Consider the following 26,476-nt stretch of genomic DNA (forward strand, 5'->3'; position numbering starts at 1 on the left):
AAAAGTCATAATCGCTTTCATTCGACTGCATGATGAAAGGTCGTACATCATAGTTCTGACTTAAACCGCTTAGATCTAGCGTTAGACTGGCAGCAAAGAGCGGACTTTTGCTTTGCCATTCTTTAAAAAGAGTCTCACTGACATCACGCACCGATTTGTTCATAAACACACGGCTGTTGCGGCGCTTATGCCACAGCGATGTTGCATCTTCTAAAGTGAGTTTATACAGCGTGAGTGAACCGTCACTCTGCCCTTGGGTGGCTTCGGTAATAATACCCGTTGTACGGAAGAGTTCGCCCTGATCGGTCACTTGATCAACGGCGACTTGTGCGCCAATAAATTGTTTTAATGGAATAAGGGCATTGGTAGATAGGCAAATCAAAGTCGCTTGCACGCCTTGGTTTAAGATATGCTCCCCATCAATACGTTGAATAAAAAGCTCATCATTCAACGCAGGGTTGGAAAATTGCACATGAATGGCACGTTTTTGGGCGGATAGCCCCAATTGTTCTAATACAGCAAATATTTTGCCTAACATAATAAAAATTCTAAATTGTAATCATGGAAATAATTCTGCTGCTAGTTTAGTCAAATTCATCAATAAAATTAATGCTTAAAACCATAGAAGATGTTTCGTTATGTAAAATCCACGATTCAAAAATTCACTTAAAACTAAAAAGCTGAGAACCCACTCACTAAATACTTCTTGCATATAAAATATTCACCAAATGGTCTTAGACCATGCACTTGCATCCAACAAGCAACGTCATTCACACAAGTGTAAAAATAGTTTATCGTCTAATTAGCACCGAGCTTAATGATTAATTTTTTAATATTATCTTTAAAAATAGTAGATTAATTTAAACTTAAGCTAGATTAAAAAACACACAACCCTTTCTTTCCTGTCTTGTAATTCACCTAAGATCCCCTATAATTCAAAAAAAACAGACAAGTCTGTCTATTTTGCTACAAAAACCGAATGAATTTAGCATTCAGAGGGTAAAAATATAAATGAGAGAAAACGTATAAAACGTTCGAAAATCAAATCATTGACTTAAGCTAACAAAGTGAATGATTTGAACGCACAATTGTCAGCAAAGCGCGATTACCCCAAATAATCGCGCTTTTTATTTTCTTAGAATCTTAAGTCATGTGAAAAAAATTGATGGTTAATCAATACAAATAAGTCGTCGCTAGATTTAAAACCTAGATGCCTACAAACAAATTTTTAAGCAGCCAATTCCAAACGAATTAAGGTTTCAACTCGCTTCCAATAATCTGCTAAATGCACTTGGTTGGGGTCAATTTGGGCTTGGATGGTCATGCCATCCAAAATACTACTCAGAAATGCAGCTAGTTGTTCAGTTTGCTGAATGCCCAGATTTTGCAAAGCAGTACTTAGTTTTGATTTGAGCCAGTCTTTATAATCGATCGCAGGTTGTAATGACGAAGGATAAACTTTAGATATTTCTTCTACTGCTTTTTGAAACATACAACCATTGAAATCTGCAGTACGAAACCAAGCATCGTACCAAGCAAAAATGGTTTTAATATGCGAAAGATGGTCTTCTGGATCACATTCTGCAATAGCAGCTTCAAGTGATTCCTGTAAATTAAGATTTCGAATCACGAGACATTCTTCAATTAATTTGGCTTTAGAGGGGAAATATTTATAAAACGTCATTTTAGCAACGCCCGATTCCCCAATAATTCGATCTATACCAATCGAGTTATAGCTATAAGAATTGAAGAGTTGGAGCGCAACGTTAATGATGTCTTGCTTTTTCGACATTTAATTTACCTGATGCACCAATGGGGCCTAAACATAAAGCTTTCAAGGTAGAAAACCTAATTTTTAAACATGATTTTCGCGCGCTATTGTAAAGCATAACTTAATTGGAGTCTGTAGATAAAACCTCAGCACCCTATTAAATACCGTCTGATTTCAGATGATTTATCGAATTAGCAGTCAGGAAAATTTCGTATAAAACTGACTGCTATTTTAATTTCAACTAGCGATTTAACGACTATTCATCTGCGTTAAAAACATGGATAAAATGAATGCCATTAACGGTGGATTTAAGAGTAAGTATTTTAAGAGCAAGGGGTACTCAGAATATCTTTTTGCTTACGCTCTTGCAGTGCTTTTCGAATCACCTGATAACCACCCGTTAAACCTAAGATCGCCATGATTGCGGCCACGATCAAATCTGGCCATAGACTGCCTGTACCAAACACCCCGACGGCCGCCAAGATCACTGCGACATTACCAATCGCATCATTACGGCTACATAGCCAAACGGATTGCATATTGGAGTCACCTTCACGGAAGGCATATAAGACGTATGCACAGATGACATTAGCGACTAAGGCCAGAATACCAATCACACCCATGGTGATTGGTTCAGGAGCGATCCCATTGGCATAGGCATAGAGCACTTTGGCAATCACCACGATCCCAAACGCTGCCATGACAAAACCTTTCACCAAGGCAACTGTTGCACGCCAATATAAACTGGCGCCAAGCACGGCTAATGAAACCCCATAATTTACAGCATCACCAAAGAAATCCAGCGAGTCCGCCCAAAGCGCAGAAGAATGTGCATAAGCCCCACCAATCAGCTCCACCAAAAACATCATGGCGTTAATGATTAAGGCAATCCAAAGTGCGATACGAAATTTACTGTTGGGTTTGTTTGGTGCTGGCTCATGACTACATGTACATGCCATAAATGTGCTCCAATTTAAAAATCAATGGATATGTATTATTCTTATTCAAAACTATGGACTCACTCCAAGGTCAAGCATGAACGTACAAAAACATTATTTGATTAAAGAATTGTCCACCAAATCTGGGGTAAGCGTTGACAGTATTCGCTTTTATGAAAAGAAAAAACTGCTGAAACCTAGCTTCCGCGCAGACAACAATTATCGCTATTATGATGAAGAAATGTACAAACGTTTGGTTTTTATTAAGCGCTGTCGAAACCTCGATATTTCTCTCACCGAGATTCAAACCCTGCTTGAACTTGAGCAATCCCCTACGCAAAGCTGTCATGCTGTGAATGAATTAATTGATAATCACATTCGTCAAGTTTCTGAAAAAATTAAAGAATTAGAAAATTTTAAAATACAGTTAAGTAAGCTCCGTGCCAGTTGTAATGAAACCAGTCAAATTAATGATTGCCAAATTTTAAAACATTTGGAAAACGGAATATCTTGAAAACCCAACTAAAATACTTGGTTGAATCCTTTTTTTAGATCACTACAATAAAGCCATAAATTTTTTATGCCTTTATTGACATGACGATTCAACACGTAACCGAACTCCTCTCACCTGCTGGCTCATTGAAAAACATGCGCTACGCTTTTGCTTATGGCGCAGATGCCGTGTATGCAGGTCAGCCGCGATATAGCTTACGTGTACGCAATAATGCTTTCGACCATGACAATTTAAAAATTGGCATTGAAGAAGCTCATGCCTTAGGTAAAAAGTTTTATGTGGTGGTAAACATCCAACCTCATAACTCAAAACTGAAAAATTTCATCCGTGACCTTGAACCTGTGGTTGCCATGAATCCTGATGCACTGATCATGTCTGACCCTGGTCTAATCATGATGGTGCGTGAACATTTTCCAGAAGTGTCCATTCATTTGTCTGTACAAGCCAATGCGGTGAACTGGGCAACAGTTAAATTTTGGAAAAATATGGGACTGACACGTGTCATTTTGTCACGTGAATTATCAATCGAAGAAATTGAAGAAATTAAACACAATGTACCTGATATGGAAATTGAAGTTTTCGTACATGGTGCATTATGTATGGCTTACTCCGGTCGTTGCTTACTTTCTGGCTACATGAATAAACGTGATGCAAACCAAGGTGCATGTACCAATGCATGCCGTTGGGATTATAAAATTCACGATGCAGTTGAAGATGAAACTGGTGATGTTATTCCAGTCACACAAATTAAAGAATCATCATGCTGCAATAATAAAAATGCCGATGAGCAACACGCCCTAGAACAACACCAATTCGGCGAGCCGGTTTTATTACAACGCAATGAAGAAGACATGTTTGCTGCCGAAGAAGATGAACATGGCACTTATTTCATGAACTCAAAAGACTTGCGTGCTGTACAGCATGTAGACCGTTTAACCAAAATGGGCATTCATTCTTTAAAAATTGAAGGCCGTACCAAGTCTTACTTCTACTGTGCGCGTACCGCTCAAATTTATCGTAAAGCCATCGATGATGCCCTTTCAGGTAAACCGTTTGACCCTGCTCTCATGTCTCAGCTTGAAGGTCTTGCGAACCGTGGTTATACCGAAGGTTTTTTACGCCGCCATGTTCATAGTGAATATCAAAACTATGAAACCGGCTCTTCACGTTTTGATCATCAACAGTTTGTAGGTGAAGTCTTAGAACGCAATGGTGACTCTCTTAAAATCGAAGTGAAAAACCGTTTTGTTGTAGGTGATTCTTTAGAACTGATGACCACTTCAGGCAACATCACCTTCGTTTTAACTGAAATGAAAGATAAAAAAGGTAATCTAATTGACGATGCCAAAGGTTCAGGTCATATCGTGGATATTCCTGTACCTGCCGATGTCGATATGCGCTATGCCTTACTGATTCGTAACTTACCCAATTCGACAGTGGATATTTCGGCTTCATCTTTAGCTTATCAGGCTTGAGTTCGCTTTATGGCTTTGTTGATTACAGATAAATGCATCAATTGTGACATGTGTCTACCTGAATGTCCCAATGACGCCATTTATGAAGGCTCAAAGATTTATGAAATCGATGTCGCACGTTGTACTGAATGTGTCGGTTTCTATGCGCACCAAACTTGTGTTTCAGTTTGTCCGATTGAGTGCATTGTGCCTCATCCTGAATACATGGAGACAGATGAGCAGTTAATGGAGAAGTTTAAAGGTTTGAATTTATTTAAATCTTAAATTCGTGATGTGATTGGTATATTAATTGCATACTCCGCTTTATATTTTATAGAGAAACAACCTTGGGGAAAGTATAAAAATAAGGTTGTAAAACAAAAATAGCTGGGCAACGAATAGGATTCAAAATGTGTGGGGACATTTTTGAATCCTAATTTTGCAGACAAAAAAAGGAACTCCGGTGTTAGCATCCAAAGTTCCTGTAAAACGAGAATATTAAGAAAAATAATATTCAAATGACAACATTCAGCGCGGCCAGCGTGTTTCTCGAAACACACTGGCCTTTCTTTTATTGACCCGAACGGATGATGTAATCAAAAGCAGACAATGAAGCTTTCGCGCCTTCACCTGTTGCAATGATGATTTGTTTGTACGGTACTGTTGTACAGTCACCTGCAGCAAATATACCTTTCACATTGGTTTCGTTACGCTCGTTAATTACGATCTCACCACGGTTTGAAAGTTCAACCGCTGTTTCTTTTAAGAAATCAGTATTTGGTAACAAACCGATTTGTACGAAGATACCTGCCAATTCAATCGTTTTGATTTCATCTGTTGCACGGTCTTTGTAGTTCAGTGCAGTCACTTGTGAACCATCACCAACTACTTCTGTAGACAATGCATTCATGATCACAGTCGTATTCGGCAAGCTGTTTAACTTGTCTTGAAGCACTTGGTCAGCACGAAGCTTGGTATCAAACTCAACAAGCGTTACATGTTCAACAATACCTGCAAGGTCAATCGCCGCTTCTACACCTGAGTTACCACCACCGATCACCGCAACACGTTTACCTTTAAACAATGGACCGTCACAGTGTGGGCAGTATGCAACACCACGTGTACGGTATTCTTGTTCACCCGGAACATTCATCTCTCTCCAGCGTGCACCTGTTGAAAGAATCACTGTTTTAGATTCAAGTTTTGCACCATTCTCTAAAGTCACTTCAACTAGACCATTGGCAGTTTGATCTGCACCTTTGATGTCAGATACACGTTGCAAGTTCATAATGTCCACACCGTACTCACGTACATGTGCTTCCATTTCAGCAGCAAACTTAGGACCTTGAGTCTTTTGAATCGACGTGAAGTTTTCAATGTCCATCGTATCCATGACCTGACCGCCCATGCGTTCAGCCACGATACCTGTTTTAATGCCTTTACGTGCTGCATAGATTGCAGAGGTATTACCCGCAGGGCCACCACCAATCACAAGGACATCAAATGCTTCTTTAGCATTTAGCTTTTCAGCATCTTTTGCGGCAGAGTTGGTGTCTAATTTGGCAATGATTTCTTCCAAGGTCATACGACCTTGACCGATATGGTTGCCGTCTTGGAAGACCATCGGCACAGCCATGATTTTGCGTTCTTCCACTTCTTCTTGGAAGAATGCACCATCAATCATGGTTGCAGTTGTACCCGGGTTATAGATCGCAATTAGGTTCAAGGCTTGAACCACGTCAGGACAGTTATGGCAGCTGAGTGATACGAACACATCAAAGTCAGTTTTAAGACCTAAACCTTTAATGGTATTCAGTACTTCGTCAGAAACTTTCGGTGCATAACCAGAGGTTTGTAACAATGCCAAAATCAAAGAAGTGAATTCGTGGCCCATCGGTAGACCTGCGAAGAATACACGTGGTGTTTCACCTGCTTTTGCAATACCAAAGCTTGGCGCACGGCTGTTGTTACCGTCAAAACGTGCAGTCACTAAATCAGATAAGGCAGCAACTTCAGTTACCAATTCTTTAATTTTGTCTGATTTGTCAGTGCCGTTTAAAGTCGCGACGATTTCAATCGGGCCTTCAAGGCGTTCAAGTAAGGTTTTTAATTGAGCAGAAGTATTTTGATCTAACATTGCTAACGTCTCCAGAGGAGTAAATTTATTTGATGAGAGAATGATAGAACAAACCATTAAATAGGTGAAACGGTTTGTTTTTATAAAATTAATCGGTTTTACAAATCAAATGATTAAATTTCTTTCTAAATCATAAATATATATACGTATAATAACATTAAATTGATTTACTTCGTACACATATATCGTGATAAATCCCTCATTTTTTTCTTTTTTATTGAAATTACACCAAGCCTATGCAAGACATACGCACGACCTGATCAATTACAAAATCTTTATAAAGCTTTAAGTTTCATTTCAGCAAGTCGGCTTTAAATCAAAGGAAATATCAGATGATTTGACTGCTTTTGAGTTCCATCAATAAAGCCACAATCAATCCCTTGCATCAATCAGCCATCGATCTACAAGTATAAAATCAACAGTGAGGAAAATAATGAAAATTGAATTTGTCTTTGATATTGTTTATCCCATGAGTTATGTCGGATTTCAAAAGTTAAAACAAAACTGGAATGAACATACAGCAACCCGTGTAGAGCTATTGCCGATTCAACGCGTTCCTGAAATTCCTGAACAAAGCTTAGATGTGCTGCAGTATTTAACCAATAAGTATGGCTCAAGTGCAGCAAATCGAAAACTCGAAATGACAAAGTTTGCCGCTTATAGCGAAGATGTGATTATCAATATTGAGCACATGAAACGTATGCCAAACAGTCAACTGGCTCATCAAGGTATTTTGGCCTTGGACAATATTCTGGATCAATATGCCCTGACTCAAGCCTTATTCCATGCATTATTTGCACACGGTCAAAATATTGCTGATATTCAGGTTTTAAAAAGCATCATTGAAGGCATTGGTTTAGATGGCTCAAAAGTACTGCGCTCAATTCAACATAAAGATATTGCAGACCGTCAGCATGAAATTACACAATATGTAAAATCAAAGGGACAGCACCCCATTCCTTTTTACCTTGTGGATGGCGAAGTGAATGATCAGACTTTTTCTACACAGGAACTTCGACAACTGTTTCATCGCGCAAGTTAATCTACCCAAGATCAAAAATCCCCATACAATGTGATGGGGATTTTTATTCTGAGCAATGCAATGATCTAAAAAGAAAATAGGCCTGTTAATGAAGTCCCTGCTCAATTCGATTAATCCGTGATTTGAAATGCTGAGATAGTAGATACAAAATTAAGCTCAAAACCAGCGTGAGTACCATCACGGCGATCAACACCCAACGTACAACAACTTCTACTACATTGGCTTGCTGAACTTGTTTTTCCACGCTTTGCGCCATCGGTGTCATGGTTTTATCAAATAGCTGATTTTGCATTGCCCAGAGCTGTTCAGGCTGAAAACCGTATTCACGGAATTTTGCTGGATTTTGTTGCTCGGCATTGATTAAGGATTGCACCAAAGGAATTGCTGTCGCACGATCTACAGGCTTATGCATCAAAGCAGCTTGTGCAAGTAAATAGGCTTGCACGGGTTTTGCCAATTGTGCATCTTCCATCTCGAAAGCCAGCTGGCTTTCTTGAATATTTTTTTCATAATGTACCAATTTTTGATCTGCTGCACGGTCATCATGATTAAGGTCATATTGCACATAAGTTAAGCCTGACCAAAGCACGATAAACGATAAAATCCAGCCGACAAATTTCAATACAAAAGATTGGAATCGAATTCTAAAAAATTGAAATTTCTTTAGAAATCCAACCAAGAAAAATGCGCCAATAAATGAAACGATAAGTTTGAGAAATAACCAACCAATAAAGGATAAAAAATTTGAAAAATAGTCGGAGGACTCACCGAGTTGATATGCCAAATCACCTGCACTAACAGGGATATGCAGTTGCTGTACGCTAGAACTTAGGCCAAAAAAGCTATAGACCATATCATGCTGAATAAACAGCATCACAGCCGAAACGATCAGCACAGAAACACTGGTTAAGGTCAATAACGTTAAATTACGTTGACGCTTCTTAATGGTTTGAAGCCCTGTTTCCAGTTGCTGCGGATTTAGCGAATATTCATCAATGGGAGGCAAAGACATACTCCTTCAGATTATATTTTCACCTCCCTCACCGTTTATGAAGAAGGGTTTGAACCACTCGATTCAATTACTAAATGATTCAAATTATTTTGTAAGGCACGAATACGTGTCGTCGCTTCTTCACGCTTTTGTACACCTTCTTTCTGAATTTGAATCACATCATTAACGGTTTTAATGAGGGTATTTTGCACATGTTCAAGTGTGTCAATATCAATCACTGAACGCTGATTGGCTTTCGCTGTATCGACAGAGTTTTGATGCAACAAATCTGCATTGCGTTTTAACAGGTCATTGGTCGCATCATCAATGCTATTTGCCAATTGCACGCTGTTCTTTTGTTCTTGCAATGAAATCGCCAAGCTAATTTGGTTTTTCCAAGCCGGTAAGGTGATATTTTTAATAGCATAAAATTTATCAACCAACATCAAATTGTTGGATTGAATAATGCGAATCATCGGCAAGGTCTGCATCGCAGACTGTTGCAAGATCTGTAAATCACTCACACGTTTTTCAAGATTATTTGCCAAATGGTTGAGGTCATAAACTTTTTGCGTAGTCGTTTGATCTTGAACTTGTGTCGTTAAGCTCGCAATTTCCTGTTGAATTTCCTGCTCTTTCAACTTACCTGCGGCAATATACACCCCTAATTGTTTATATTCGTCTTGCACGCCTTCAAACATTTTATCTAAGGTATTTACACGGGCCTTTAAGCCATTTTGCGAAGTTTCAATCTCTTTAACCAAAGCATCAATTTGCTCTTTGGTGGTATTAAAGTGCTGATCAAAACTTTGCTTGGCACCTTTAAATTTACTCAGTAAACCACCAAAAAATCCTGAGCTTTTAGATTTATTTAAAATGCTCGTGGTATTCAATTGCTGTGCGACTTGTACCACCTGATTGAGCTTTTGACCTGTCGCATCTAGATCTTTATTTTGCACCAAATTTAATAATTCATCGGTATAGGTCGACGTCTTGGTGGCAATGTTTTTACCATATTCAGCAACACTATTATGACTTAAATCTGCCAATTCCTTACGTGCAGCTTCGACTTCGTGAAAATCCGAAGTTTGTAAGCCAATTTCCTGCAAATTGAGTTGCTGAAACTTTTCTTCAGTCAATTCTTTGCTTACTTCAACGGGTAAATTTTTGGCATCTAAATCGGTCATAACTCACCTTATATTTCTAAGACTTAGAGGAATTCTCTAATGATTTTTTTAAAGTTTTAATCAAATTTTCACGGCTATTATCAAGCTTTTCCAATGAACTTGTCGAGTTACTTTGAAGACTTTGTTTCACATGATATTGCCATGCTGGAATCAACACCTGCTGAGCTTCCTTATATCGATCTAATAATCCAAAAGAAAGCTGCTGAGAAAGCTGCATTTGCGTAATTGCAATATCATTACTGGCTTGTAAGGTTTGCAAAGTATTCACCTTTTTGGATAAGCGCTCTGCAAAGTTGTCAAGCGGATGCTGATTTTTCACAAACTGTGGGTATTCCACCAAAAACTCTTCAGCCGCGACGATATAACGCGCCATTTGCTCACGTAAACCCTGCAATTGATTAAAACGTGCTTGAGACTTTTGAATTTCTAACTGTAACTTTTGGCTCAGATGATTTGCCCGATCAAGTAATTGATCTAGATTTTTATAATATTCAACTTGTCCTGAACCATACTCCAAATCAATGCCTAACCATTTTTGCAGGGCATTAAATTTGCGTGTTTTTAAATATTTTTTTGAATTGGCTAAGGCTTGAATCAACTGCTCAATGGTTTGACTAAGTTGTTTCGTCAACTGAGGGTCAACACCATCTAGCAGCACCGACTGTGCTTGAATTAATTGATCTGCATAATGATTTAGACGATATTGATCGGTCAGTAATGGCACAAGGTCATTCCGCTTAATCGAAAGCACTTCCGCCCGATCTACCGTAATATCCTTTAACGGCACCAATACATCAATTTGTGACATAGCCAATTAAACTCAATAAAATCATTTTTATACTACAAGTTTTGCCATAAAAGTCTTGTAGTATTTTGCAAAAAATACATCTATTTCATCAGTCAAATTTCGTCATTAAATTCAACCGTCGCATATAGATCCTCCTAAGCAGCCATACGGCATCATTTCAATGGATATGATGACCTACACAGATGAATTCAAGCTTAAGACACCCAAAGATTCAATCTAGATTTAAATTAAACAACTGACTCTACATGAATTATTATCAAAATTATCGTAAAATTTAATTCATATACCTTAGAACCAAATATTAGATCAATAATTTTAGAGGCTTAAATGGAACGTTTTTTCCATAACACAATGTATGCAGCACGTTGGATTCTGGCTCCCGTGTACTTTGGTTTATCCTTTGCACTATTACTGCTCGCGATTAAATTTTTCCAAGAAGTCATTCATGTCCTTCCGCATATTTTAGAATATTCAGAAGCTGACCTGATTTTAGTCATCCTCTCTTTGGTAGATATGACTATGGTGGGCGGACTGATTGTAATGGTGATGTTTTCAGGCTATGAAAACTTTGTTTCCCAACTGAAAATAAATGAATCGACCAATCGCTTGAACTGGCTCGGCACCATGGATGCCAATTCATTAAAACTCAAAGTTGCAGCATCAATCGTGGCAATTTCTTCGATTCATTTATTGCGTATTTTTATGGATGCGAAAAACATCCCCAATGACAAAATCATGTGGTACATCATCATGCATTTAACCTTTGTTTTTTCTGCTTTTATGATGGGTTATTTGGATAAAATCAGTAAGCACTAATCTAAGTAAGGCCAATGAAGCCATTTGCGATCATGGCTTCTCGTCAAATTTTAAATCTAGTTATTCATCAAGTTCACTCATTTGCCTTAAACGCTCAAGATCCAAAATCGCGATTTGTCCATAATTCCACGCGATCACTTGTGTTTGGACAAATTGCTGTAAATGTTTATTCAACGTTTGCCGTGAAATATTAAATGACTCTGCAAATTCCTGCTGACTGAGTCTCAAAGGAATTTCCTGCCGACATCCATATTGTTCATAGAGTCGAATCAAATGTCTTGCGATGCGCTGCTCTAGCGTTGCCGTTCTCAAATAACGATTATGCTCAAACATCAAATACATACGTCGACTGAGAGATTGCACGACATTCCAAAGCGCCTATGGATCACGCTGTAAAACCGCTAAAAACGTTGTTCCAGAAATGATTGCCACCTCGACATGTGTCGCAGCAAAATAATCATAATTCAAAGGCTTTTGTTGTAAGACTGCGACAAAATTAAATACCGACTGGCGACGGATATAGTCATTTACAATCAATTCACCATTATTTTGCAACCAACCAATTTGTAGCGTACCTGAAAGCAAAATATTAATATCTTGCACGATTTGTTGTTGTTTTAAGATGTGCTGCTGTGCATGAAAACGTGAATATTTCACCTGTTGTACAAGCTGTTCTAAAGTCTGATCGCTAAAGCCCTGAAAGATGTCTTCATTACGCAAAATTTGCAACAAATGCTGTTGGGCTGTGTTCTTTTGATCGCTCACGTCTATAAAAAAATGCCTAAGATCTCATCGATCTTAGGCAAGTGCTGAAAAATGTAAAACCATTGTTTTTCGCATTATTTATCTATTTTTGTGCTGTTTTAAATGACGCTCTAATACTTAAGATGCTTTCTCATAAATACGGCCTGCTTCTGAACGCAAGTTTGAAATGTCGGTGTTTTGTATATTCTTCAACACAGTACTCGGCTGACCATTTACATCGACAGGTACATCACCCTCAATGGTGACACGTGAGGCGATACGTAACTCATCACCATAGTCATTGATGGCACGATGCTGCGTTGCACGATTGTCCCAAATGGCAACATCACCAACCGCCCAGCGCCAACGCACAATATTTTCCCATTGCACGATTTGCTCTTGAAACAGTTCAAATAATCGTCGTGACTGTGCCGGACTGTATCCACTGAAGCGTTTAAAGAAGTGACCCAACACCAAACTTTTTTCACCTGTTTCAGGATGTACACGCACCAAAGGATGCTCAGTTTCCACTTCTACTGCAGTACGGAATAAATGGCGACCTTCTTCATTGTACTGACCTTTCGGCGCCGCATAGTCATAACTATTACTATGCACCGCGCGTAATTGTTCCGCCAGTTTTTGCAGCTCCGGACTTAAATCTTCATAAGCCGTCACGGTATTGGCCCAAACTGTATCGCCACCATGTTCAGGTGCAACTACATTTCTTAAAATTGTGGCTTTGGGATAATTGGGTAAAAATGTAATATCGGTATGCCATGAATCTGCGCGCCCACCACGTGAGTCAATTGACAACGTATGTGCTGTACCATCTTTGAGTGGCACACTTGGGTGATTCAACGGATTTCCTAAAAGTCGTGCAAAGGCTTCTTGTTCTAAATCGGTGAGATCTTGCTGCCCACGCACAAATACAACTTTATATTTTAATAGTGCATGATTAAATTCATCGACCACGCTTTTGTCTAAACTTCCAGACAACTGAATGCCAGAAATTTCGGCACCAATACGACCGGTTACAGGTTTTACTTCAATATGCTGATATTGATAGTCTGGATTGTAATGATTCGATTCTAATTGTGTCATAGGGCTCTACCTTATTCTTCAAATTATTAAGCAACGATGGTGTTGTTGAAATAAAGTGTGCCGACTTCGTGCCCATGACTCTGTCAATTATTTGACAGTTTTCCCAAGTTAAACTGCTATGGTTGTAATGAAATCTGCTTAACAACTTTTGCCCATTTCATATCTAAAAATGCAATAAAGAAAAAATAAAAAAGCCATCGGTATCGATGGCTTTGTGTACGGATTATATCTGTATATCACAGTGGAATTATAGATAATTCCCTTCACGCTCAGGTTGATAGAGCACTTTAATGATTTTGACTTTCATGGTGTGACCATCAGGCTGCGGCCATTCTATTTCCTGCCCTTCAGCCAAACCTAAAATGGCAGCGCCCACTGGAGCCAAAACATTGACTTGACCTTTATCGCCACGAAAATCATGTGGATAGACCAGTGTAATTTCGGTTGCTTCTGTCGCAGGTGCAATGTTAATGAGAACTTTGGCATTCATACTCACCACATTGGCAGGGACATCTTGTGGAGCAACCACTTCAGCGCGCGCCATCTCATCTTCCAAATGCTCCATCGTCGGCGTCAACTTAGACTGATGCTCCAACATAGTTTCTAAGCGATGTAAATCTTGTTCTGAAAGAATAATATTGGGTTTTTTCATATAAAGTTCCTTTGCGACCTTGCCAACAGATCTATAGCGATGGGCAAATTTTTTGTTATCTCTTATTCCGTTATATCAGAAATATAAATGTTTAGATAACTTTTGAATTTTTCTGATGACATAAAAAAAAGCCCCCTTGAGGGGGCTTTCTCAAGTCAGACTTATTTTGCGTAAACTGGGAATTTAGCGCAAACAGCAGCAACTTTTTCTTTCACTGCAGCAATCACAGCTTCGTCACCTTTGCTGTCTAGAACGTCAGCGATCCAGCCTGCAAGGTCACGTACTTCAGCTTCACCAAAACCACGTGTTGTTACAGCAGGAGTACCGATACGGATACCAGAAGTCACGAATGGAGAACGTGGATCGTTTGGTACTGAGTTTTTGTTCACAGTAATGTGAGCAGCACCTAACCAAGCATCGGCATCTTTACCGGTAATGTCTTGTTTAATTAAAGATAATAAGAACAAATGGTTCTTAGTACCGCCAGAAACAACATCATAACCACGTTCGATTAGAACTTCAGCCATTGCTTGCGCATTCTTAACAACTTGTTGTTGGTAAGCTTTATATTCAGGCGCCATTGCTTCTTTGAAGCAGATCGCTTTAGCCGCTACAGCGTGAACTAAAGGACCACCTTGGTTACCTGGGAATACAGCTGATTGTAATTTTTTCTCGATTTCTTCATTTGCTTTCGCAAGAATTAAACCAGAACGTGGACCACGAAGTGTTTTATGTGTAGTCGTTGTAGTTACGTCAGCAATTTGTACTGGGCTTGGGTAAACACCAGCAGCAACAAGACCAGCTACGTGAGCCATATCTACGAATAAGTAAGCACCAACTTTGTCCGCGATATCTCGAAAACGTTGCCAATCAACAACTTGGCTATACGCAGAGAAACCAGCCACGATCATTTTTGGCTTGTGTTCTTCAGCTAAACGTTCAACTTCTTCATAGTCGATTTCGCCAGTTTCTGGGTTCAAACCGTATTGAATTGCGTTGTAAGTTTTACCAGAGAAGCTAACTTTAGCACCGTGAGTCAAGTGACCACCGTGAGCCAAGCTCATACCTAAAACTGTATCGCCTGGGTTAAGAAGCGCAAGGTAAACTGCAGAGTTTGCTTGTGAACCAGCGTGTGGTTGAACGTTTGCATAATCAGCACCAAACAATTCTTTAGCACGGTCAATGGCCAATTGTTCGATCACGTCTACATACTCGCAACCGCCGTAGTAGCGTTTGCCAGGGTAGCCTTCTGCATATTTGTTAGTAAGTTTTGAACCTTGAGCTTCCATTACTGCAGGTGAACAGTAGTTTTCTGAAGCGATTAACTCAATGTGCGCTTCTTGGCGAGCATCTTCATTCGAGATCGCTTGAGCTAATTCAGGGTCAAATTGAGCAATAGAGGTGTTGGCAAACATTAGCGAGGTCCTATTAAATTAGGGCTTTTAAGCCGTGCTAAGATTGGCGCGTATTATAACAGAAAGTTTGTCTTTTCCACAGTTTGATATTTATTTAATTCCAAGTGATTATTATTCATTTTAATTACTAATCTTTAGTGAATAAATGAATAATTACAGGAATTGGGGCTGATGGAAATAGACAATAAATTTACCGATTTACCGCATCATTCAATTTCCGCTCCAGCAGACATTCGATATTTTGAGATCCAAGAAAATTGGGATTTTTATCTTGATGAAATCGATGGAATACCCTCCAGCTATTTTTTGAATTTGGCTTTAGCTCAAAATGCTCCAATTCAGCCGCTTTCAAATTTGATTTGGGTTGCATTACAAATGAATCACCCTCGAGAAGATGGACTATCTTCCAGAGAGGAATATGATCTTTTATTAGAATTAGAAGATACCTTGATTTCAGCCATGACTAAAAACAAGTTAACTGTATATGTGGGCCGTGTAACGCGTGATACAAAAAGGCTGTTTTTCTTCTACGCTGCACCACATATTAATGCAGAGCAATCAATTCAGTCTGCCATGCAGGCATTCCCTGACTACCATTATAGTTTTGGTAAAAAAAGCGATAGAGATTGGAACATATATTTTAGAAACCTTTATCCAAATGAAGTGAATTTACAAATGATGTCCAATAGTAAAGTCCTTGAAAGTCTGCGAAACAATGGAGACAGTCTTGAAATTGCACGTCCAATAGATCATTGGATTTACTTTAAATCACTGAATGAACAGAGTAATTTCATTAAGAAAGTCGAAGACCTTGGCTTTGCTGTAGTTGAGAAAACGACGGTAGAAGAAAATGAAAACTATCCTTATAAACTGATCATTTCGAGAAAAGATCATGTAGATCAATTATCTATTGATCAATGCACATTGGTGCTTTTTGAATTAGCAAAACAGGAAAATGCGCAATATGATGGCTGGGAAACACAAGTCATTCGAAACTGAGGTCTTAAAAATAAAGCCTAATCAGATCAATTAGGCTTTATTTGCATGTTTAATTCGCTGGCATTAGAGATTTTACATCTAAGACAATTTCATCCCAATTCGCGGTATAAACTGTCGCATGATCCCATTTTGGTGTGATGGCATCGTCTGTATCCGTCACATAATTAATTTTAGTTCCTTTACTTGTGGCGAGCTGTATCAACACATCCGTTGCCGCTTTTGGAACTGTTGAGTCATTACTGCCTTGATAAATGAAAATTGGTGTACTCAATTTTTTGAGTAGCGGTTGAGAGTCTTGCTCTAAGAATTGTTTAACCACTTTAATATTGGTCATAAAATTAGCTTGCGTTCGAGGGTAGCCATCTAATTTTCCATTCTTTTGTACATAAGCCCCCATTGCCCCACCTAAAGTTTGCCCTAAAACGTCATAACATACACTTTCAGCTTGAGCAGCGAGTTGGTCAGTTGGCGGGACAAACACTTCACTATATTGTAAGGTTGGTGTTGAGTTTCTTAAACCTGCTGTAATTAGCGATGTAAAGGTATCAAGCGGTGCAAGAATATTAATTTTCTTAATCGGATCGTCTTCAGCTGCGGCTTTTTGTTCACCTCCACTGAGAATTAGAGCTAAGTTAGAAGCTGGCGCTACAGCCACTGCCCCCTTATAGCTTAACTGTGCACGTGAAGCATATTGAGCAGCTCCCAATGCTGCTTGCCCACCCTGTGAATGTCCTACAACTGACCATCGTTTTTCTGTGGTGTTTCCTAAGTTTTTACTCGCAGCAACCACTGCATCGGTAATGGAATATGCTTCACTTTTTAAATTTAAGAATGGATGCAACTCTTTACCACTCGGTTCACCCAAACCTTCATAATCAGGTGCAACTACTGCATAACCTGCTGCTAAAAGTTTTGCAATAAAATATTCATTACCCTTTAAGCCTTGTTGGCTTGGAGCACATTCATCAGCAACACCTGTAGTGCCATGCGCCCATGCGACAATAGGCCAACCTCCAGTGGGTTTGGTGCCTTTAGGCGTAAAGAGTAACGCTGTTGCTTGAGTTTCTGCACCATTCACGCCAAGCATTTTATAAGTCATCAATGTTTTATTGGCACTCACCGTATCCAAAACGGTATTAGCATTGGTATTAGCATCAATATAGACCTGTGTTTTTACAACAGGCGCAGCTATATTATTTTTTGGAATCCCATCATCGATAATAAATGACGAATCACCGTCGCTTCCTCCTCCACACGCGACCAAAAAGAGTGTGCTACTAACCAATACCGTTAACTTAAGTCGGTTCATCATCCCTTGTTCCTTCTATTTGTTGTTTTAAAGTCATTCCTAATGATTAATCGTATGGAATTTCAATACGTTCAAGCGATTTCAACGCCATTGATCATCCTATTCATTTATGAAGAATCACACCAACATAATAATACCCTGATTTAATTTATAATTTAATTTTTTAGATTAGATTTTTTAACAAAATAGATTTATGGACTATGCATGTAGCACATATTGATTTTCTCTATTTTAGATTTTGTCTTAGGCTATTTTGTCCGCGGTTCAAAAGTGAAAAACTCAAACTGCAAAAGTCACTTATAAACGTATGACTGCAGCAAGTACCTATCAGCAAAAATGACTACTCAAAATTCATCATCATTCAGACAATGGACGTATTCGAGAGCTGAATCAACTTAGTGCAAATCAAAGCTTTTTTCAAAGATTGTTAAAACAGATGTTTAATTGCTATGAGATCACATTCCAATAATAGCGTTTTATCATTTTAGATTATGATCATATGTTATGTGCCATTTTTGAATATCGTGATAGACAAAAGCCTTTAAAATGAGTCGATTTAGAAGATAATTAGCTTTACCGCTATAAAGGTTTTATTTCTGCAGACGCGATAAAAGCAGATTATTAATACATTACGCTGCCATCTTCATAATATTCCTACAAATAATCACAGCATTGGTTTGTCAGTGTGGATGTGATCATGTACATTCATAAACATTATTCAACATGCTGGAACTGGACATGCAAGCCATCATTCTCGACACAGAAACCCATACACTAAATGGACAACCCATCGAGATTGCCTATGCTCCAATTCAGGTGGCAGATGCTAAAATTACTTTAGATAAATCTAAAATTTTTGATCAACTTTATCGTTGTGATGAAGCGATTTCTTTTGCAGCAATGGCTGTACATCATATTTTAGAATCAGATCTTGAAGGTCAGCCCCACTACAGCAGTTTTGAGCTTCCAACTGAGACGACATACATCATTGGGCATAATATTGACTATGATATTCGCGCGCTCGAAAAATGTGGCGTAGATGGTTCAAAAATTAAAGCCATTTGTACCCTTGCCCTTGCTCGTCGAGTTTGGCCTGATGCAGAAGCACATAATATTTCTGCCTTGATTTATATGATCACCAAAGGCAGTGAAAAAGCCCGTGAAATGATCCGTAAAGCTCACCGCGCAGATATGGATATTATTTTAACTGCCAATATTTTGATGCATATCGTCCATCACTTAAAAATTAACAGCATCGAAGAATTATTTGAAGCTTCGGAAGATGCACGCATTCCACGCAGTATTAATTTTGGTAAACACCGTGGTACTGCAATTGCTGAATTACCTGCGGACTATGTGCAATGGCTATTACGTCAAGATGACTTAGACCCGTACCTACGTAAAGCTTTAGAAAATTCTGCTGTCATTACTTTATAAATCATTGATTATTTAATATTTTCTTAATATTACTGTCATTATTACTGCATAGGATTGCCTTAATTCTTTTGAGCTATGGAATTAAGGCATGTTCAACTATCAAAAAACTGAGCTGGGTTTTCAAACATTAAAAGACCGACAGCTCGCATTAAATGCAAGACAACGTCGTCTGCTACTCTTAATTGGTACTGATGACTTTAACCAAATGCCTGTGCATTATCAGCAGCGCATTGCTGAAGTGACATTGCTTGAGCAACTAATGGAACTTGGGCTGATTCAGCCAATTACAGCACATGATCATCTACGCCTTCAAAGCTCAGATTTTTCTGCTTTTAATACTCCTAAAAAAGCGCCTAGCAATACGTCCGATCTCAATACCTTTAGCCTTGCATCCGATTTCACAGCGCAAGAACATGTGACTTTTAATGAACTTTCAATGCCTACAATGGAAGTTCCTCAGACTCAGACTCAGCACGCACTGACGAACAACCTACCAATGGAGGCGATGGGCTCTACACCCCATCAACTCCCACAAGCCACACCTGAAACTACGACAACGAACGACCCTGTATTACCGGAAAAAACCGTTGATTTCATCGAGCATGATTTTGATGAGTTACAGAGTTTTATGTGCAGTTACTTACAGCGCTATTGTGGGCTTATGGCAAAAAAATTAATTCTTAATATTCAACAGGCCACGGATATTGCAGACTTAAAAGCCTGTCAAATGCAATGGATCACCTGTCTAAATGAATCCAATATTCAACCTAAACTCTTACAACATGCATTACAGCAAATTAATTACAGTCTAAAAAATCTGCAACAACTGGTTTGACTTAGAGACTTTTCCTCACTTCTCATTCAAAAAACAACTTAATGAGGTGAGTTATTTTTCAAACATATCAATATAAGAAATTGAATTATATTAACTTTATTGATTTACTTATTTCTTTTATGGTTTTAACTGCTGTTTTATACGACCTTCCCCTAATGTCAATCAACAGTAAAAAATCGCAAGAATAAAACCGACCTCCTAGCGTTTGAGCATGTCAATGTCACAACAGTTTTGTTTAGAATTTGATTCTTTCGATAATCCTATGCAACTCAGCAAAATTGGCAATTGGGTATTTACCTTCTTAACCTCACAAGACGAATTGCCTAATGTTCAATTGGCCATTACCTATGTCATGCCACGAAAAATTAGTGATGAATTACAGCCTAGACGTGTGGTCATTCAAAATACAGCCATTGAAACAATTTGGCGTATAGAACAAGTTGAATGCTTCAACAGCCAAACGAACCAAGAACTCACCTTTACAGCAGCGGAACCTCAAGCTCAAATGGTTTTAAACACTATCATTGAAGAATTTGCTCGCTATGATGTCCCGCTTGTATTCAAGCCTCTTTAATTTAAAGCGACTTTCAACTTATTTTGCATAAAGACTCAAGCTGTCTCAATGATTTAACCAAAGTTACCTAGACAGACATTAAATGAAAAATAATCCATACAGATTAATATTGCTCAATTCGTATACACTATTCCTGCTCAATAATTTTTGACCACGGATAATAAAAATGAACTTAGCCAATTATTCTAATGATCAGGCACTCATCCTTTTCAACCTATATAGCAGCCTAGAACAATGTCTAGATGCGATTGGACATTTGCACCTTGGACCAAAACTGGTGCTGACCGACCATGATGTATCAAAAGATCATATGATCGTACAACGTTTTCAAGCTGGTGTTTTAACTCAAGAAATCCAAGTACGTAAACAAGACGTTGAACTGTCTTCTAGCAACCCGATGACACGCTATCAGTTACTGTCTTATATTTTGAATCAATTTAAAGCAGATCAAATAGCTTAAAGTTCTATCTCTAAAAAAAAACTCACCATTAAGGTGAGTTTTTTATTCATTCAATTTAAGCTTCTAAAAGCTTGTAAATACTGTCCGATTTTTGACTTTCAAAAAGTAATTCGATACTGGGTAGGATGATTTCACCTGCAATAATGATATGTTCAATGCGATGAAACAGCGCTCTTGAATCTTCTTCTGAAGGATTACGCACCAAAGCTTGTGCTTCATAAACCTGACTAAATTGGTCCTTCACTTTAATATCGATCATCTGTGTCATAGTGACGTCTCTACTTGTTTTAATAATTGAATTGTTTATATCACACCTTTACGCAACAACCTGCTTTGTAAATGTTAGATTTCATGGCAATGTAAACTTATTTTACTTTAGTAAATATATATCAATAACATAGATTGACTATTTAATTATTGTTTGACAAAAACAATATATTTTCACATTTTGAAAGACATTAAAAAGCCCGCATTGCTGCGGGCTCTATGTTGGAAGGCTAGTGCTGATTTCTTGTCTGTAATATTCAAAAACATCTTAAATATTACTAAACTCAACGAGCTGTCATTGATCCGTCCAACCTATTAGTAGCGTCTTGCTTATGACCTACTGTGATTTAAATATAGCACTTTTTTATCCCTTGCCAAGGGGTCGTGACACTTCTAAACATTTGATCAAATAAAATACAATTGATATTTTTTCAAAATAAGCGATCATAGCTCTGCCCACTGATTGGGAGTGTTGTGAATAACTCAGCCATTAAATAAAATTCAATAATATCAATAAACCATTATTCTTTTTTCTTACTTTCAATTCAGCCTGTAAATACGCTGACATCAATACTTGACTTAATGCTATGCCTGAAATTCATTTCTGACATTATTAAAAACACTGGTATGTAATGACTACCATCTCCAATTTAAATCTAAGATAAAAAAAGCCCCTGTATCACTACAGGGGCTTTTTTGAATTTGGCGGAAGCGGTGAGATTCGAACTCACGGAGGACTCGCGCCCTCGTCGGTTTTCAAGACCGGTGCATTAAACCGCTCTGCCACGCTTCCATGTGCGCCATAATACGGAGGTTTTATTCATCTGACAAGTAAAAATTACAACTAAACCTTTCAAATGAATATTGTTTCGCCAAATCCTTAAAGTTTAGCCGCGAGCTCCGCACCTTCACGTATTGCGCGTTTCGCATCTAACTCTGCTGCTAGTTTTGCACCACCAATAATATGGTAATTGGCAAGGGTTTTTTCACCCTGTTCTGGCATCAAATGCTTTACCGATTCCTGACCTGCACAAACGACAATCGTATCTACACGTAATAATTGATCATGCCCTTCATATTCAACCCAAAGACCTTCATCAGTAATGGCTTTGTATTGAACACCACGCAGCATACGAACCGCATTTTTCTTTAATTGTGCACGATGTACCCAGCCTGATGTTTTACCTAACCCAGCACCAATTGCAGTTGTTTTACGTTGTAATAAGTAGATTTCACGAACAGGAGGTTCGAGCTCAGCAGCCTGCATACCACCTTCTGTTATGTAGTTTGGATTTGGATCAACACCCCACTCCCGCTGCCAATCCGCTAAAGGCATTGGTTGTGGCTGATGTGGTGGTTTGAGTAAAAATTCAGATACATCAAAGCCAATGCCGCCTGCACCAATCACAGCAACTTTATTGCCCACAGCTGCGCCTTTCAGCACTTCTGCATAAGACAAGACATTCGGTGCATCACTACCTTCAATTTTTAAGCTGCGAGGAACCACACCTGTTGCAATAACAACTTCCTCAAACCCTTCACGTTCAAGCTGTTCACGGTTTACACGCGTATTTAAACGCAGATCGACACCCGTTTTTTCGATTTGAACTTTAAAGTAGCGAATCGTTTCGTGAAATTCTTCTTTGCCGGGAACGACTTTCGCCAAATTAAATTGACCACCTACCTCTGCACCAGCTTCAAACAAAGTCACCTCATGGCCTCGATTTGCTGCAACCGTTGCAGCAGACATCCCTGCCACGCCACCACCGACGACTGCAATGCGCTTCGGTTTTTTGGTCTTTAAATAAACCAATTCAGTTTCATATGCCGCTCGTGGGTTGACCAAACACGTCGCACGCTGATTTTTAAAAGTATGATCTAAACAGGCTTGGTTACAGGCAATACAGGTATTAATTTCATCGACACGATTGGTCGCCGTTTTATTTACCCAAAATGGATCTGCCAAGAATGGACGCGCCATTTGCACCATATCTGCCTTGCCTGAAGCTAAAATTTCTTCAGCTGTATCTGGCATATTGATACGGTTGGACGCAATGACAGGGATCGCAACATGTTTTTTGACTTCAGCGGTATAGTCCACAAACGCTGCGCGAGGCACTGAGGTCACAATTGTCGGAATACGTGCTTCATGCCAACCAATCCCCGTGTTCAACAACGTTACACCTGCTGCTTCCAACGCTTTGGCAACAGTAATGACTTCTGCCATGGTGTTCCCATCATGAACCAAATCAAGCAATGACAAACGGAAGCAGATAATAAATTTCTCACCCACTTCAGCACGTATTGATTTCACAATATCAACCGCAAGGCGCATACGATTTTCAATTTCACCGCCCCAACGGTCTGTCCGTTGGTTGACATGACGGCTTAAAAACTGATTCAGCAAGTAGCCTTCTGACCCCATAATTTCAACACCATCATAGCCGGCCTTATGTGCAAGGCTTGCAGTTTTGACATAATCATCAATGGTTGAAAGAATTTGTTTGTCCGTTAATTGACGTGGTTTAAACGGTGAAATCGGAGATTTAATCGGACTTGCTGACACTGCAAAAGGCTGATAGCCATAACGCCCAGCATGCAAGATTTGCATTAAAATTTTGGCACCATGCTTATGTACGGCATGCGTCACCAAGCGATGCGGAGCGATATCACCTAAAGTATTCATGGTACCGCCAGCAGGTAACAGCCAACCTTGACGGTTTGGCGAAATACCGCCTGTAATAATCAGGCCAACACCACCTTTCGCACGCTCACCAAAATAAGCTGCCAATTTAGGATAGTTATAAAAACGATCTTCCAGCCCACTATGCATGGACCCCATTACGACACGGTTTTTAATCGTGGTAAAACCCAAATGTAAAGGCTTTAAAATATTTGCATAGCTAGTCGTTGTCATGCTGAATCCTTATTTTGGCTTTGCAACTTGTTGCATAACACTTTAGCGGTTTTTTTATATTTTGGGATGACAATTTAGAAAATATTCTTCGTTTTTATGGTCAATACCGTGTGACGCATAAATTATTCACTCATAAAAAAGCCGTGATATATCACATCACGGCGTGTTGTTTTATAAAGCATTATTTCCAATGTTTCAGCTTACTGGTTTGTCCAATCCCGACATTAAAGCTATTGGTTGGATCCAGTTTTTGATAATGATTTTTTAATGCAGGCTTGGCCACATACAAATGCCCAACATTGTGTTCCGCAGGATATTCAGCGCCACGATCATCGAGTAAATGCCACATTGCATGTTCCATTGCCAAAGGGTCTACGCCTTTTTTCACAATATAATCTTGATGAAAAACATGACAGAGAAAATGTCCATAATAGAGTTTATGGATAATTTGCTCATTCATGGCTTTCGGCAAAGTTTCCACCCATTCACGATCATTGCGACGTAATGCAATATCCAATGCAACAATGTCTTCCACTTCTGAACGATGCGTATCACGATATCGAATGGCAGCACCAGCCACCGCAAAACGATGTAAAAATGCCTTACGACCTTCTTCATCCGTACATTTAAAATAATTGCCTGAGGTTTTGTCTAAAAAATACGTTTTCAAATACTGATCAACTTGATCAACATCCTGATTTTCAATACGAATCATCAAATGATGTTCATATAAATCACGAAATTCATTCATGCGTTTTGGCAGATGATTCGGCATAAATTTAGTGACGAGTTGTAAAACCTTATCCGAAAAACCTTGCAAACCCAGTTTTTCTAAATAGCCATCGACTTTATCTTTCATGGCAAAAGCAGCAGGAACTTTTGCGGTGCCAAATTTTTCGATAAATACAAAAGAATCTTTGCCATACTCAGCCCCAATATCGTATGCCACGCGATGAATGTACTCACCTGCAATCGGGAGGCGTGCAAGATCTTTTAATAGAAAACGACGAATTTCTGTTAAATCATCTTGTGAATTGGTCCCTACATAAAACACCTGACTAGGGATTTTTTCAAAGGTATCTAAACGTACTGCAAAGACGCAGACCTTACCTGCTGAACCCGATGCTTCAAATAAACGACTCGGATCTGCATTAAAGCGTGCAGGCGTATTTTCATCGACTTGTTTAACGTCATGTGAATAGCGCTGATCAGAGGCACAGCAACTTGAATTATTCACAATGTCATTGATTTGATAATTTTTATTTTCCAACGCTGTGAGGATTTCTTCAGGCGTATTGCCAAGATTGATACCTAAATGATTGACCAACTCTAAGTCACCTGACTCATTCACTCGTGCATACAGTGCAAGCTCTGTATAGGCAGGACCGCGGCGCACCAAAGCACCACCTGAGTTATTACAGATGCCACCCAAAACCGATGCCCCAATACAAGAAGAACCAATCACCGAATGAGGTTCGCGATTAAATGGCAGCAAATCTTTTTCAAGTTTGTCTAATGTCGCACCCGGTAGACAAATCACTTGCTTGCCTTCATTAATCACTTGGATGCCAACCAAACGACGTGTACTTATCAGCACCACAGGACGGTCATAGTCATCACCAAACGGCGTTGAACCACCTGTCAGACCTGTATTGGCGGCTTGCATAATCACAATACAATTTGCATCCACAGCCGCTTGCAGCACTTGCCATTGCTCAAGCAAAGAGCCCGGTGTAACCACAGCCAATACTTTTCCTGCACCGTAACGGCGACCTTGGCGGTATAAACGTGTGTCTTTATCTTCAGTTAAAACGTGTTGCTTACCGACGATGTTGATGAGGTTTTGAATGGTTTGTAATGATTGAGTTTGCATGCTCGTAGAATTTTCCATTTTCAATATTTTCTCTCCTTGATAAAGAGGAATAGCATTGTTATGCAATGAAAAAATATTGATTTAAATAATTTTAAACAACGTAGGTTTATTTGCACATATCAAAAGTTTTTAGTCATTGTTATTAAAATCTATAATGAATATCCCTTCTCCCTTTGGAATGAGTAGCAACGCTACGCAAGAGGGTTAGGAGAATTATTCAATAAACACCTCTCCC

Annotated in this window: 26 protein-coding genes and 1 tRNA gene; 10 read left to right on the top strand and 17 right to left on the bottom strand. The window is 39.0% G+C overall.

Features of this window, described 5'->3' with window-relative positions; genetic code table 11:
* The 3 genes from FTU16_RS14295 to FTU16_RS14305 all read right to left on the bottom strand — a co-directional run.
* The coding region (locus FTU16_RS14295; RefSeq protein WP_180163527.1) for a phage late control D family protein at positions 1 to 541 on the bottom strand (541 nt) is incomplete at its 3' end.
* Between the two features lie 687 nt (positions 542 to 1,228).
* Positions 1,229 to 1,792, bottom strand: a complete 564-nt coding sequence (locus tag FTU16_RS14300; RefSeq protein ID WP_180089096.1) for a TetR/AcrR family transcriptional regulator — start codon at positions 1,790 to 1,792, stop codon at positions 1,229 to 1,231.
* A 302-nt stretch (positions 1,793 to 2,094) separates the two neighbouring features.
* Positions 2,095 to 2,730 carry a cation transporter gene (locus FTU16_RS14305; protein WP_180009473.1) on the bottom strand — a complete coding sequence of 212 codons (636 nt, stop codon included), beginning with the start codon at positions 2,728 to 2,730 and terminating at the stop codon, positions 2,095 to 2,097.
* 76 nt (positions 2,731 to 2,806) lie between these two features.
* On the opposite strand from FTU16_RS14305, the gene FTU16_RS14310 reads away from it, so the two are divergent.
* The 3 genes from FTU16_RS14310 (at position 2,807) to FTU16_RS14320 (ending at position 4,962) form a co-directional block, all read left to right on the top strand.
* Positions 2,807 to 3,223: a Cd(II)/Pb(II)-responsive transcriptional regulator gene (locus tag FTU16_RS14310; RefSeq protein WP_180089094.1), complete on the top strand. Its 417-nt coding sequence runs from the start codon at positions 2,807 to 2,809 to the stop codon at positions 3,221 to 3,223.
* A gap of 80 nt (positions 3,224 to 3,303) precedes the next feature.
* Positions 3,304 to 4,698 (top strand): tRNA 5-hydroxyuridine modification protein YegQ, encoded by a 1,395-nt coding sequence (gene yegQ, locus FTU16_RS14315; RefSeq protein WP_180042289.1) that lies wholly within the window; start codon positions 3,304 to 3,306, stop codon positions 4,696 to 4,698.
* A gap of 9 nt (positions 4,699 to 4,707) precedes the next feature.
* Complete coding sequence (locus FTU16_RS14320) at positions 4,708 to 4,962, top strand: YfhL family 4Fe-4S dicluster ferredoxin (protein WP_168379317.1); 255 nt, start codon at positions 4,708 to 4,710, stop codon at positions 4,960 to 4,962.
* 286 nt (positions 4,963 to 5,248) lie between these two features.
* Here FTU16_RS14320 and ahpF read toward each other — a convergent pair whose 3' ends face one another.
* Positions 5,249 to 6,814: an alkyl hydroperoxide reductase subunit F gene (gene ahpF, locus FTU16_RS14325; protein ID WP_180163518.1), complete on the bottom strand. Its 1,566-nt coding sequence runs from the start codon at positions 6,812 to 6,814 to the stop codon at positions 5,249 to 5,251.
* 433 nt (positions 6,815 to 7,247) lie between these two features.
* Here ahpF and FTU16_RS14330 point away from each other — a divergent pair, with 433 nt between their 5' ends.
* Positions 7,248 to 7,856, top strand: coding sequence for a DsbA family protein (locus tag FTU16_RS14330; RefSeq protein ID WP_180163519.1), 609 nt, complete (start codon positions 7,248 to 7,250; stop codon positions 7,854 to 7,856).
* An 85-nt stretch (positions 7,857 to 7,941) separates the two neighbouring features.
* Here FTU16_RS14330 and FTU16_RS14335 read toward each other — a convergent pair whose 3' ends face one another.
* The 3 genes from FTU16_RS14335 to FTU16_RS14345 are packed head-to-tail and all read right to left on the bottom strand — an operon-like array spanning position 7,942 to position 10,842.
* Positions 7,942 to 8,862 (bottom strand): hypothetical protein, encoded by a 921-nt coding sequence (locus FTU16_RS14335; protein WP_180113978.1) that lies wholly within the window; start codon positions 8,860 to 8,862, stop codon positions 7,942 to 7,944.
* 41 nt (positions 8,863 to 8,903) lie between these two features.
* Entirely contained in the window at positions 8,904 to 10,034 is a 1,131-nt protein-coding gene (locus FTU16_RS14340; protein WP_180163520.1) for a toxic anion resistance protein, read from the bottom strand.
* 16 nt (positions 10,035 to 10,050) lie between these two features.
* Positions 10,051 to 10,842 (bottom strand): tellurium resistance protein, encoded by a 792-nt coding sequence (locus tag FTU16_RS14345; RefSeq protein WP_180085848.1) that lies wholly within the window; start codon positions 10,840 to 10,842, stop codon positions 10,051 to 10,053.
* A 327-nt stretch (positions 10,843 to 11,169) separates the two neighbouring features.
* Here FTU16_RS14345 and FTU16_RS14350 point away from each other — a divergent pair, with 327 nt between their 5' ends.
* Entirely contained in the window at positions 11,170 to 11,658 is a 489-nt protein-coding gene (locus tag FTU16_RS14350; RefSeq protein ID WP_078189122.1) for a TIGR00645 family protein, read from the top strand.
* Between the two features lie 60 nt (positions 11,659 to 11,718).
* Here FTU16_RS14350 and FTU16_RS14355 read toward each other — a convergent pair whose 3' ends face one another.
* From FTU16_RS14355 to glyA, 5 genes are all read right to left on the bottom strand, one after another.
* The gene (locus FTU16_RS14355) at positions 11,719 to 12,021 is read right to left on the bottom strand and encodes a helix-turn-helix domain-containing protein (RefSeq protein ID WP_180163521.1); all 303 of its coding nucleotides are present in this window, start codon (positions 12,019 to 12,021) and stop codon (positions 11,719 to 11,721) included.
* Between the two features lie 15 nt (positions 12,022 to 12,036).
* A complete protein-coding gene (locus tag FTU16_RS14360; protein WP_180163522.1) occupies positions 12,037 to 12,423 on the bottom strand; it encodes a cyclic nucleotide-binding domain-containing protein in 387 nt (128 codons plus the stop codon).
* A 117-nt stretch (positions 12,424 to 12,540) separates the two neighbouring features.
* Positions 12,541 to 13,503 carry a TauD/TfdA family dioxygenase gene (locus tag FTU16_RS14365; RefSeq protein ID WP_180163523.1) on the bottom strand — a complete coding sequence of 321 codons (963 nt, stop codon included), beginning with the start codon at positions 13,501 to 13,503 and terminating at the stop codon, positions 12,541 to 12,543.
* A gap of 247 nt (positions 13,504 to 13,750) precedes the next feature.
* On the bottom strand, positions 13,751 to 14,155 hold the full coding sequence (gene rnk, locus FTU16_RS14370; protein WP_078192900.1) for a nucleoside diphosphate kinase regulator: 405 nt from the start codon (positions 14,153 to 14,155) through the stop codon (positions 13,751 to 13,753).
* 161 nt (positions 14,156 to 14,316) lie between these two features.
* On the bottom strand, positions 14,317 to 15,570 hold the full coding sequence (gene glyA / locus FTU16_RS14375; RefSeq protein ID WP_111885761.1) for a serine hydroxymethyltransferase: 1,254 nt from the start codon (positions 15,568 to 15,570) through the stop codon (positions 14,317 to 14,319).
* A gap of 171 nt (positions 15,571 to 15,741) precedes the next feature.
* Between glyA and FTU16_RS14380 the strand changes: the two genes are divergently transcribed.
* Positions 15,742 to 16,569 carry a DUF695 domain-containing protein gene (locus tag FTU16_RS14380; RefSeq protein WP_180107240.1) on the top strand — a complete coding sequence of 276 codons (828 nt, stop codon included), beginning with the start codon at positions 15,742 to 15,744 and terminating at the stop codon, positions 16,567 to 16,569.
* Between the two features lie 49 nt (positions 16,570 to 16,618).
* Here FTU16_RS14380 and FTU16_RS14385 read toward each other — a convergent pair whose 3' ends face one another.
* The gene (locus tag FTU16_RS14385; RefSeq protein ID WP_180089099.1) at positions 16,619 to 17,878 is read right to left on the bottom strand and encodes an alpha/beta fold hydrolase; all 1,260 of its coding nucleotides are present in this window, start codon (positions 17,876 to 17,878) and stop codon (positions 16,619 to 16,621) included.
* 738 nt (positions 17,879 to 18,616) lie between these two features.
* Between FTU16_RS14385 and FTU16_RS14390 the strand changes: the two genes are divergently transcribed.
* The 4 genes from FTU16_RS14390 (at position 18,617) to FTU16_RS14405 (ending at position 21,184) form a co-directional block, all read left to right on the top strand.
* Positions 18,617 to 19,315: a 3'-5' exonuclease gene (locus FTU16_RS14390; RefSeq protein WP_180089086.1), complete on the top strand. Its 699-nt coding sequence runs from the start codon at positions 18,617 to 18,619 to the stop codon at positions 19,313 to 19,315.
* 88 nt (positions 19,316 to 19,403) lie between these two features.
* On the top strand, positions 19,404 to 20,150 hold the full coding sequence (locus FTU16_RS14395) for a hypothetical protein (RefSeq protein ID WP_180163524.1): 747 nt from the start codon (positions 19,404 to 19,406) through the stop codon (positions 20,148 to 20,150).
* Positions 20,151 to 20,367: 217 nt separating this feature from the next.
* Entirely contained in the window at positions 20,368 to 20,724 is a 357-nt protein-coding gene (locus tag FTU16_RS14400; RefSeq protein ID WP_180004202.1) for a hypothetical protein, read from the top strand.
* Positions 20,725 to 20,890: 166 nt separating this feature from the next.
* On the top strand, positions 20,891 to 21,184 hold the full coding sequence (locus tag FTU16_RS14405) for a hypothetical protein (protein ID WP_180004201.1): 294 nt from the start codon (positions 20,891 to 20,893) through the stop codon (positions 21,182 to 21,184).
* Positions 21,185 to 21,239: 55 nt separating this feature from the next.
* On the opposite strand, the gene FTU16_RS14410 is transcribed toward FTU16_RS14405, so the two are convergent.
* From FTU16_RS14410 to dld, 4 genes are all read right to left on the bottom strand, one after another.
* Positions 21,240 to 21,452: a hypothetical protein gene (locus FTU16_RS14410; protein WP_078189132.1), complete on the bottom strand. Its 213-nt coding sequence runs from the start codon at positions 21,450 to 21,452 to the stop codon at positions 21,240 to 21,242.
* Positions 21,453 to 22,154: 702 nt separating this feature from the next.
* A tRNA-Ser gene (locus FTU16_RS14415) sits at positions 22,155 to 22,244 on the bottom strand.
* An 87-nt stretch (positions 22,245 to 22,331) separates the two neighbouring features.
* Positions 22,332 to 24,368, bottom strand: coding sequence for an NADPH-dependent 2,4-dienoyl-CoA reductase (locus tag FTU16_RS14420; protein WP_180145171.1), 2,037 nt, complete (start codon positions 24,366 to 24,368; stop codon positions 22,332 to 22,334).
* 181 nt (positions 24,369 to 24,549) lie between these two features.
* Positions 24,550 to 26,241, bottom strand: coding sequence for a D-lactate dehydrogenase (gene dld / locus FTU16_RS14425; protein ID WP_180004222.1), 1,692 nt, complete (start codon positions 26,239 to 26,241; stop codon positions 24,550 to 24,552).
* Positions 26,242 to 26,476: the final 235 nt, after the last annotated feature.

The sequence above is a fragment of the Acinetobacter sp. YH12069 genome (assembly GCF_013419675.1).
In the GTDB taxonomy this organism is placed as follows: Bacteria; Pseudomonadota; Gammaproteobacteria; order Pseudomonadales; family Moraxellaceae; genus Acinetobacter; species Acinetobacter amyesii.

Bases quoted from the DNA above. Each gene is read 5' to 3' on its own strand.
- FTU16_RS14305 (WP_180009473.1), bottom strand. From the start codon at position 2,730: ATGGCATGTACATGTAGTCATGAGCCAGCACCAAACAAACCCAACAGT.
- dld (WP_180004222.1), bottom strand. From the start codon at position 26,241: ATGCAAACTCAATCATTACAAACCATTCAAAACCTCATCAACATCGTC.
- FTU16_RS14380 (WP_180107240.1), top strand. From the start codon at position 15,742: ATGGAAATAGACAATAAATTTACCGATTTACCGCATCATTCAATTTCC.
- FTU16_RS14400 (WP_180004202.1), top strand. From the start codon at position 20,368: ATGTCACAACAGTTTTGTTTAGAATTTGATTCTTTCGATAATCCTATG.
- FTU16_RS14300 (WP_180089096.1), bottom strand. From the start codon at position 1,792: ATGTCGAAAAAGCAAGACATCATTAACGTTGCGCTCCAACTCTTCAAT.
- FTU16_RS14345 (WP_180085848.1), bottom strand. From the start codon at position 10,842: ATGTCACAAATTGATGTATTGGTGCCGTTAAAGGATATTACGGTAGAT.
- FTU16_RS14330 (WP_180163519.1), top strand. From the start codon at position 7,248: ATGAAAATTGAATTTGTCTTTGATATTGTTTATCCCATGAGTTATGTC.
- FTU16_RS14320 (WP_168379317.1), top strand. From the start codon at position 4,708: ATGGCTTTGTTGATTACAGATAAATGCATCAATTGTGACATGTGTCTA.
- FTU16_RS14385 (WP_180089099.1), bottom strand. From the start codon at position 17,878: ATGAACCGACTTAAGTTAACGGTATTGGTTAGTAGCACACTCTTTTTG.
- FTU16_RS14395 (WP_180163524.1), top strand. From the start codon at position 19,404: ATGTTCAACTATCAAAAAACTGAGCTGGGTTTTCAAACATTAAAAGAC.
- rnk (WP_078192900.1), bottom strand. From the start codon at position 14,155: ATGAAAAAACCCAATATTATTCTTTCAGAACAAGATTTACATCGCTTA.
- FTU16_RS14340 (WP_180163520.1), bottom strand. From the start codon at position 10,034: ATGACCGATTTAGATGCCAAAAATTTACCCGTTGAAGTAAGCAAAGAA.
- FTU16_RS14350 (WP_078189122.1), top strand. From the start codon at position 11,170: ATGGAACGTTTTTTCCATAACACAATGTATGCAGCACGTTGGATTCTG.
- FTU16_RS14390 (WP_180089086.1), top strand. From the start codon at position 18,617: ATGCAAGCCATCATTCTCGACACAGAAACCCATACACTAAATGGACAA.
- FTU16_RS14410 (WP_078189132.1), bottom strand. From the start codon at position 21,452: ATGACACAGATGATCGATATTAAAGTGAAGGACCAATTTAGTCAGGTT.
- FTU16_RS14420 (WP_180145171.1), bottom strand. From the start codon at position 24,368: ATGACAACGACTAGCTATGCAAATATTTTAAAGCCTTTACATTTGGGT.
- yegQ (WP_180042289.1), top strand. From the start codon at position 3,304: ATGACGATTCAACACGTAACCGAACTCCTCTCACCTGCTGGCTCATTG.
- glyA (WP_111885761.1), bottom strand. From the start codon at position 15,570: ATGTTTGCCAACACCTCTATTGCTCAATTTGACCCTGAATTAGCTCAA.
- FTU16_RS14310 (WP_180089094.1), top strand. From the start codon at position 2,807: ATGAACGTACAAAAACATTATTTGATTAAAGAATTGTCCACCAAATCT.
- ahpF (WP_180163518.1), bottom strand. From the start codon at position 6,814: ATGTTAGATCAAAATACTTCTGCTCAATTAAAAACCTTACTTGAACGC.
- FTU16_RS14405 (WP_180004201.1), top strand. From the start codon at position 20,891: ATGAACTTAGCCAATTATTCTAATGATCAGGCACTCATCCTTTTCAAC.
- FTU16_RS14365 (WP_180163523.1), bottom strand. From the start codon at position 13,503: ATGACACAATTAGAATCGAATCATTACAATCCAGACTATCAATATCAG.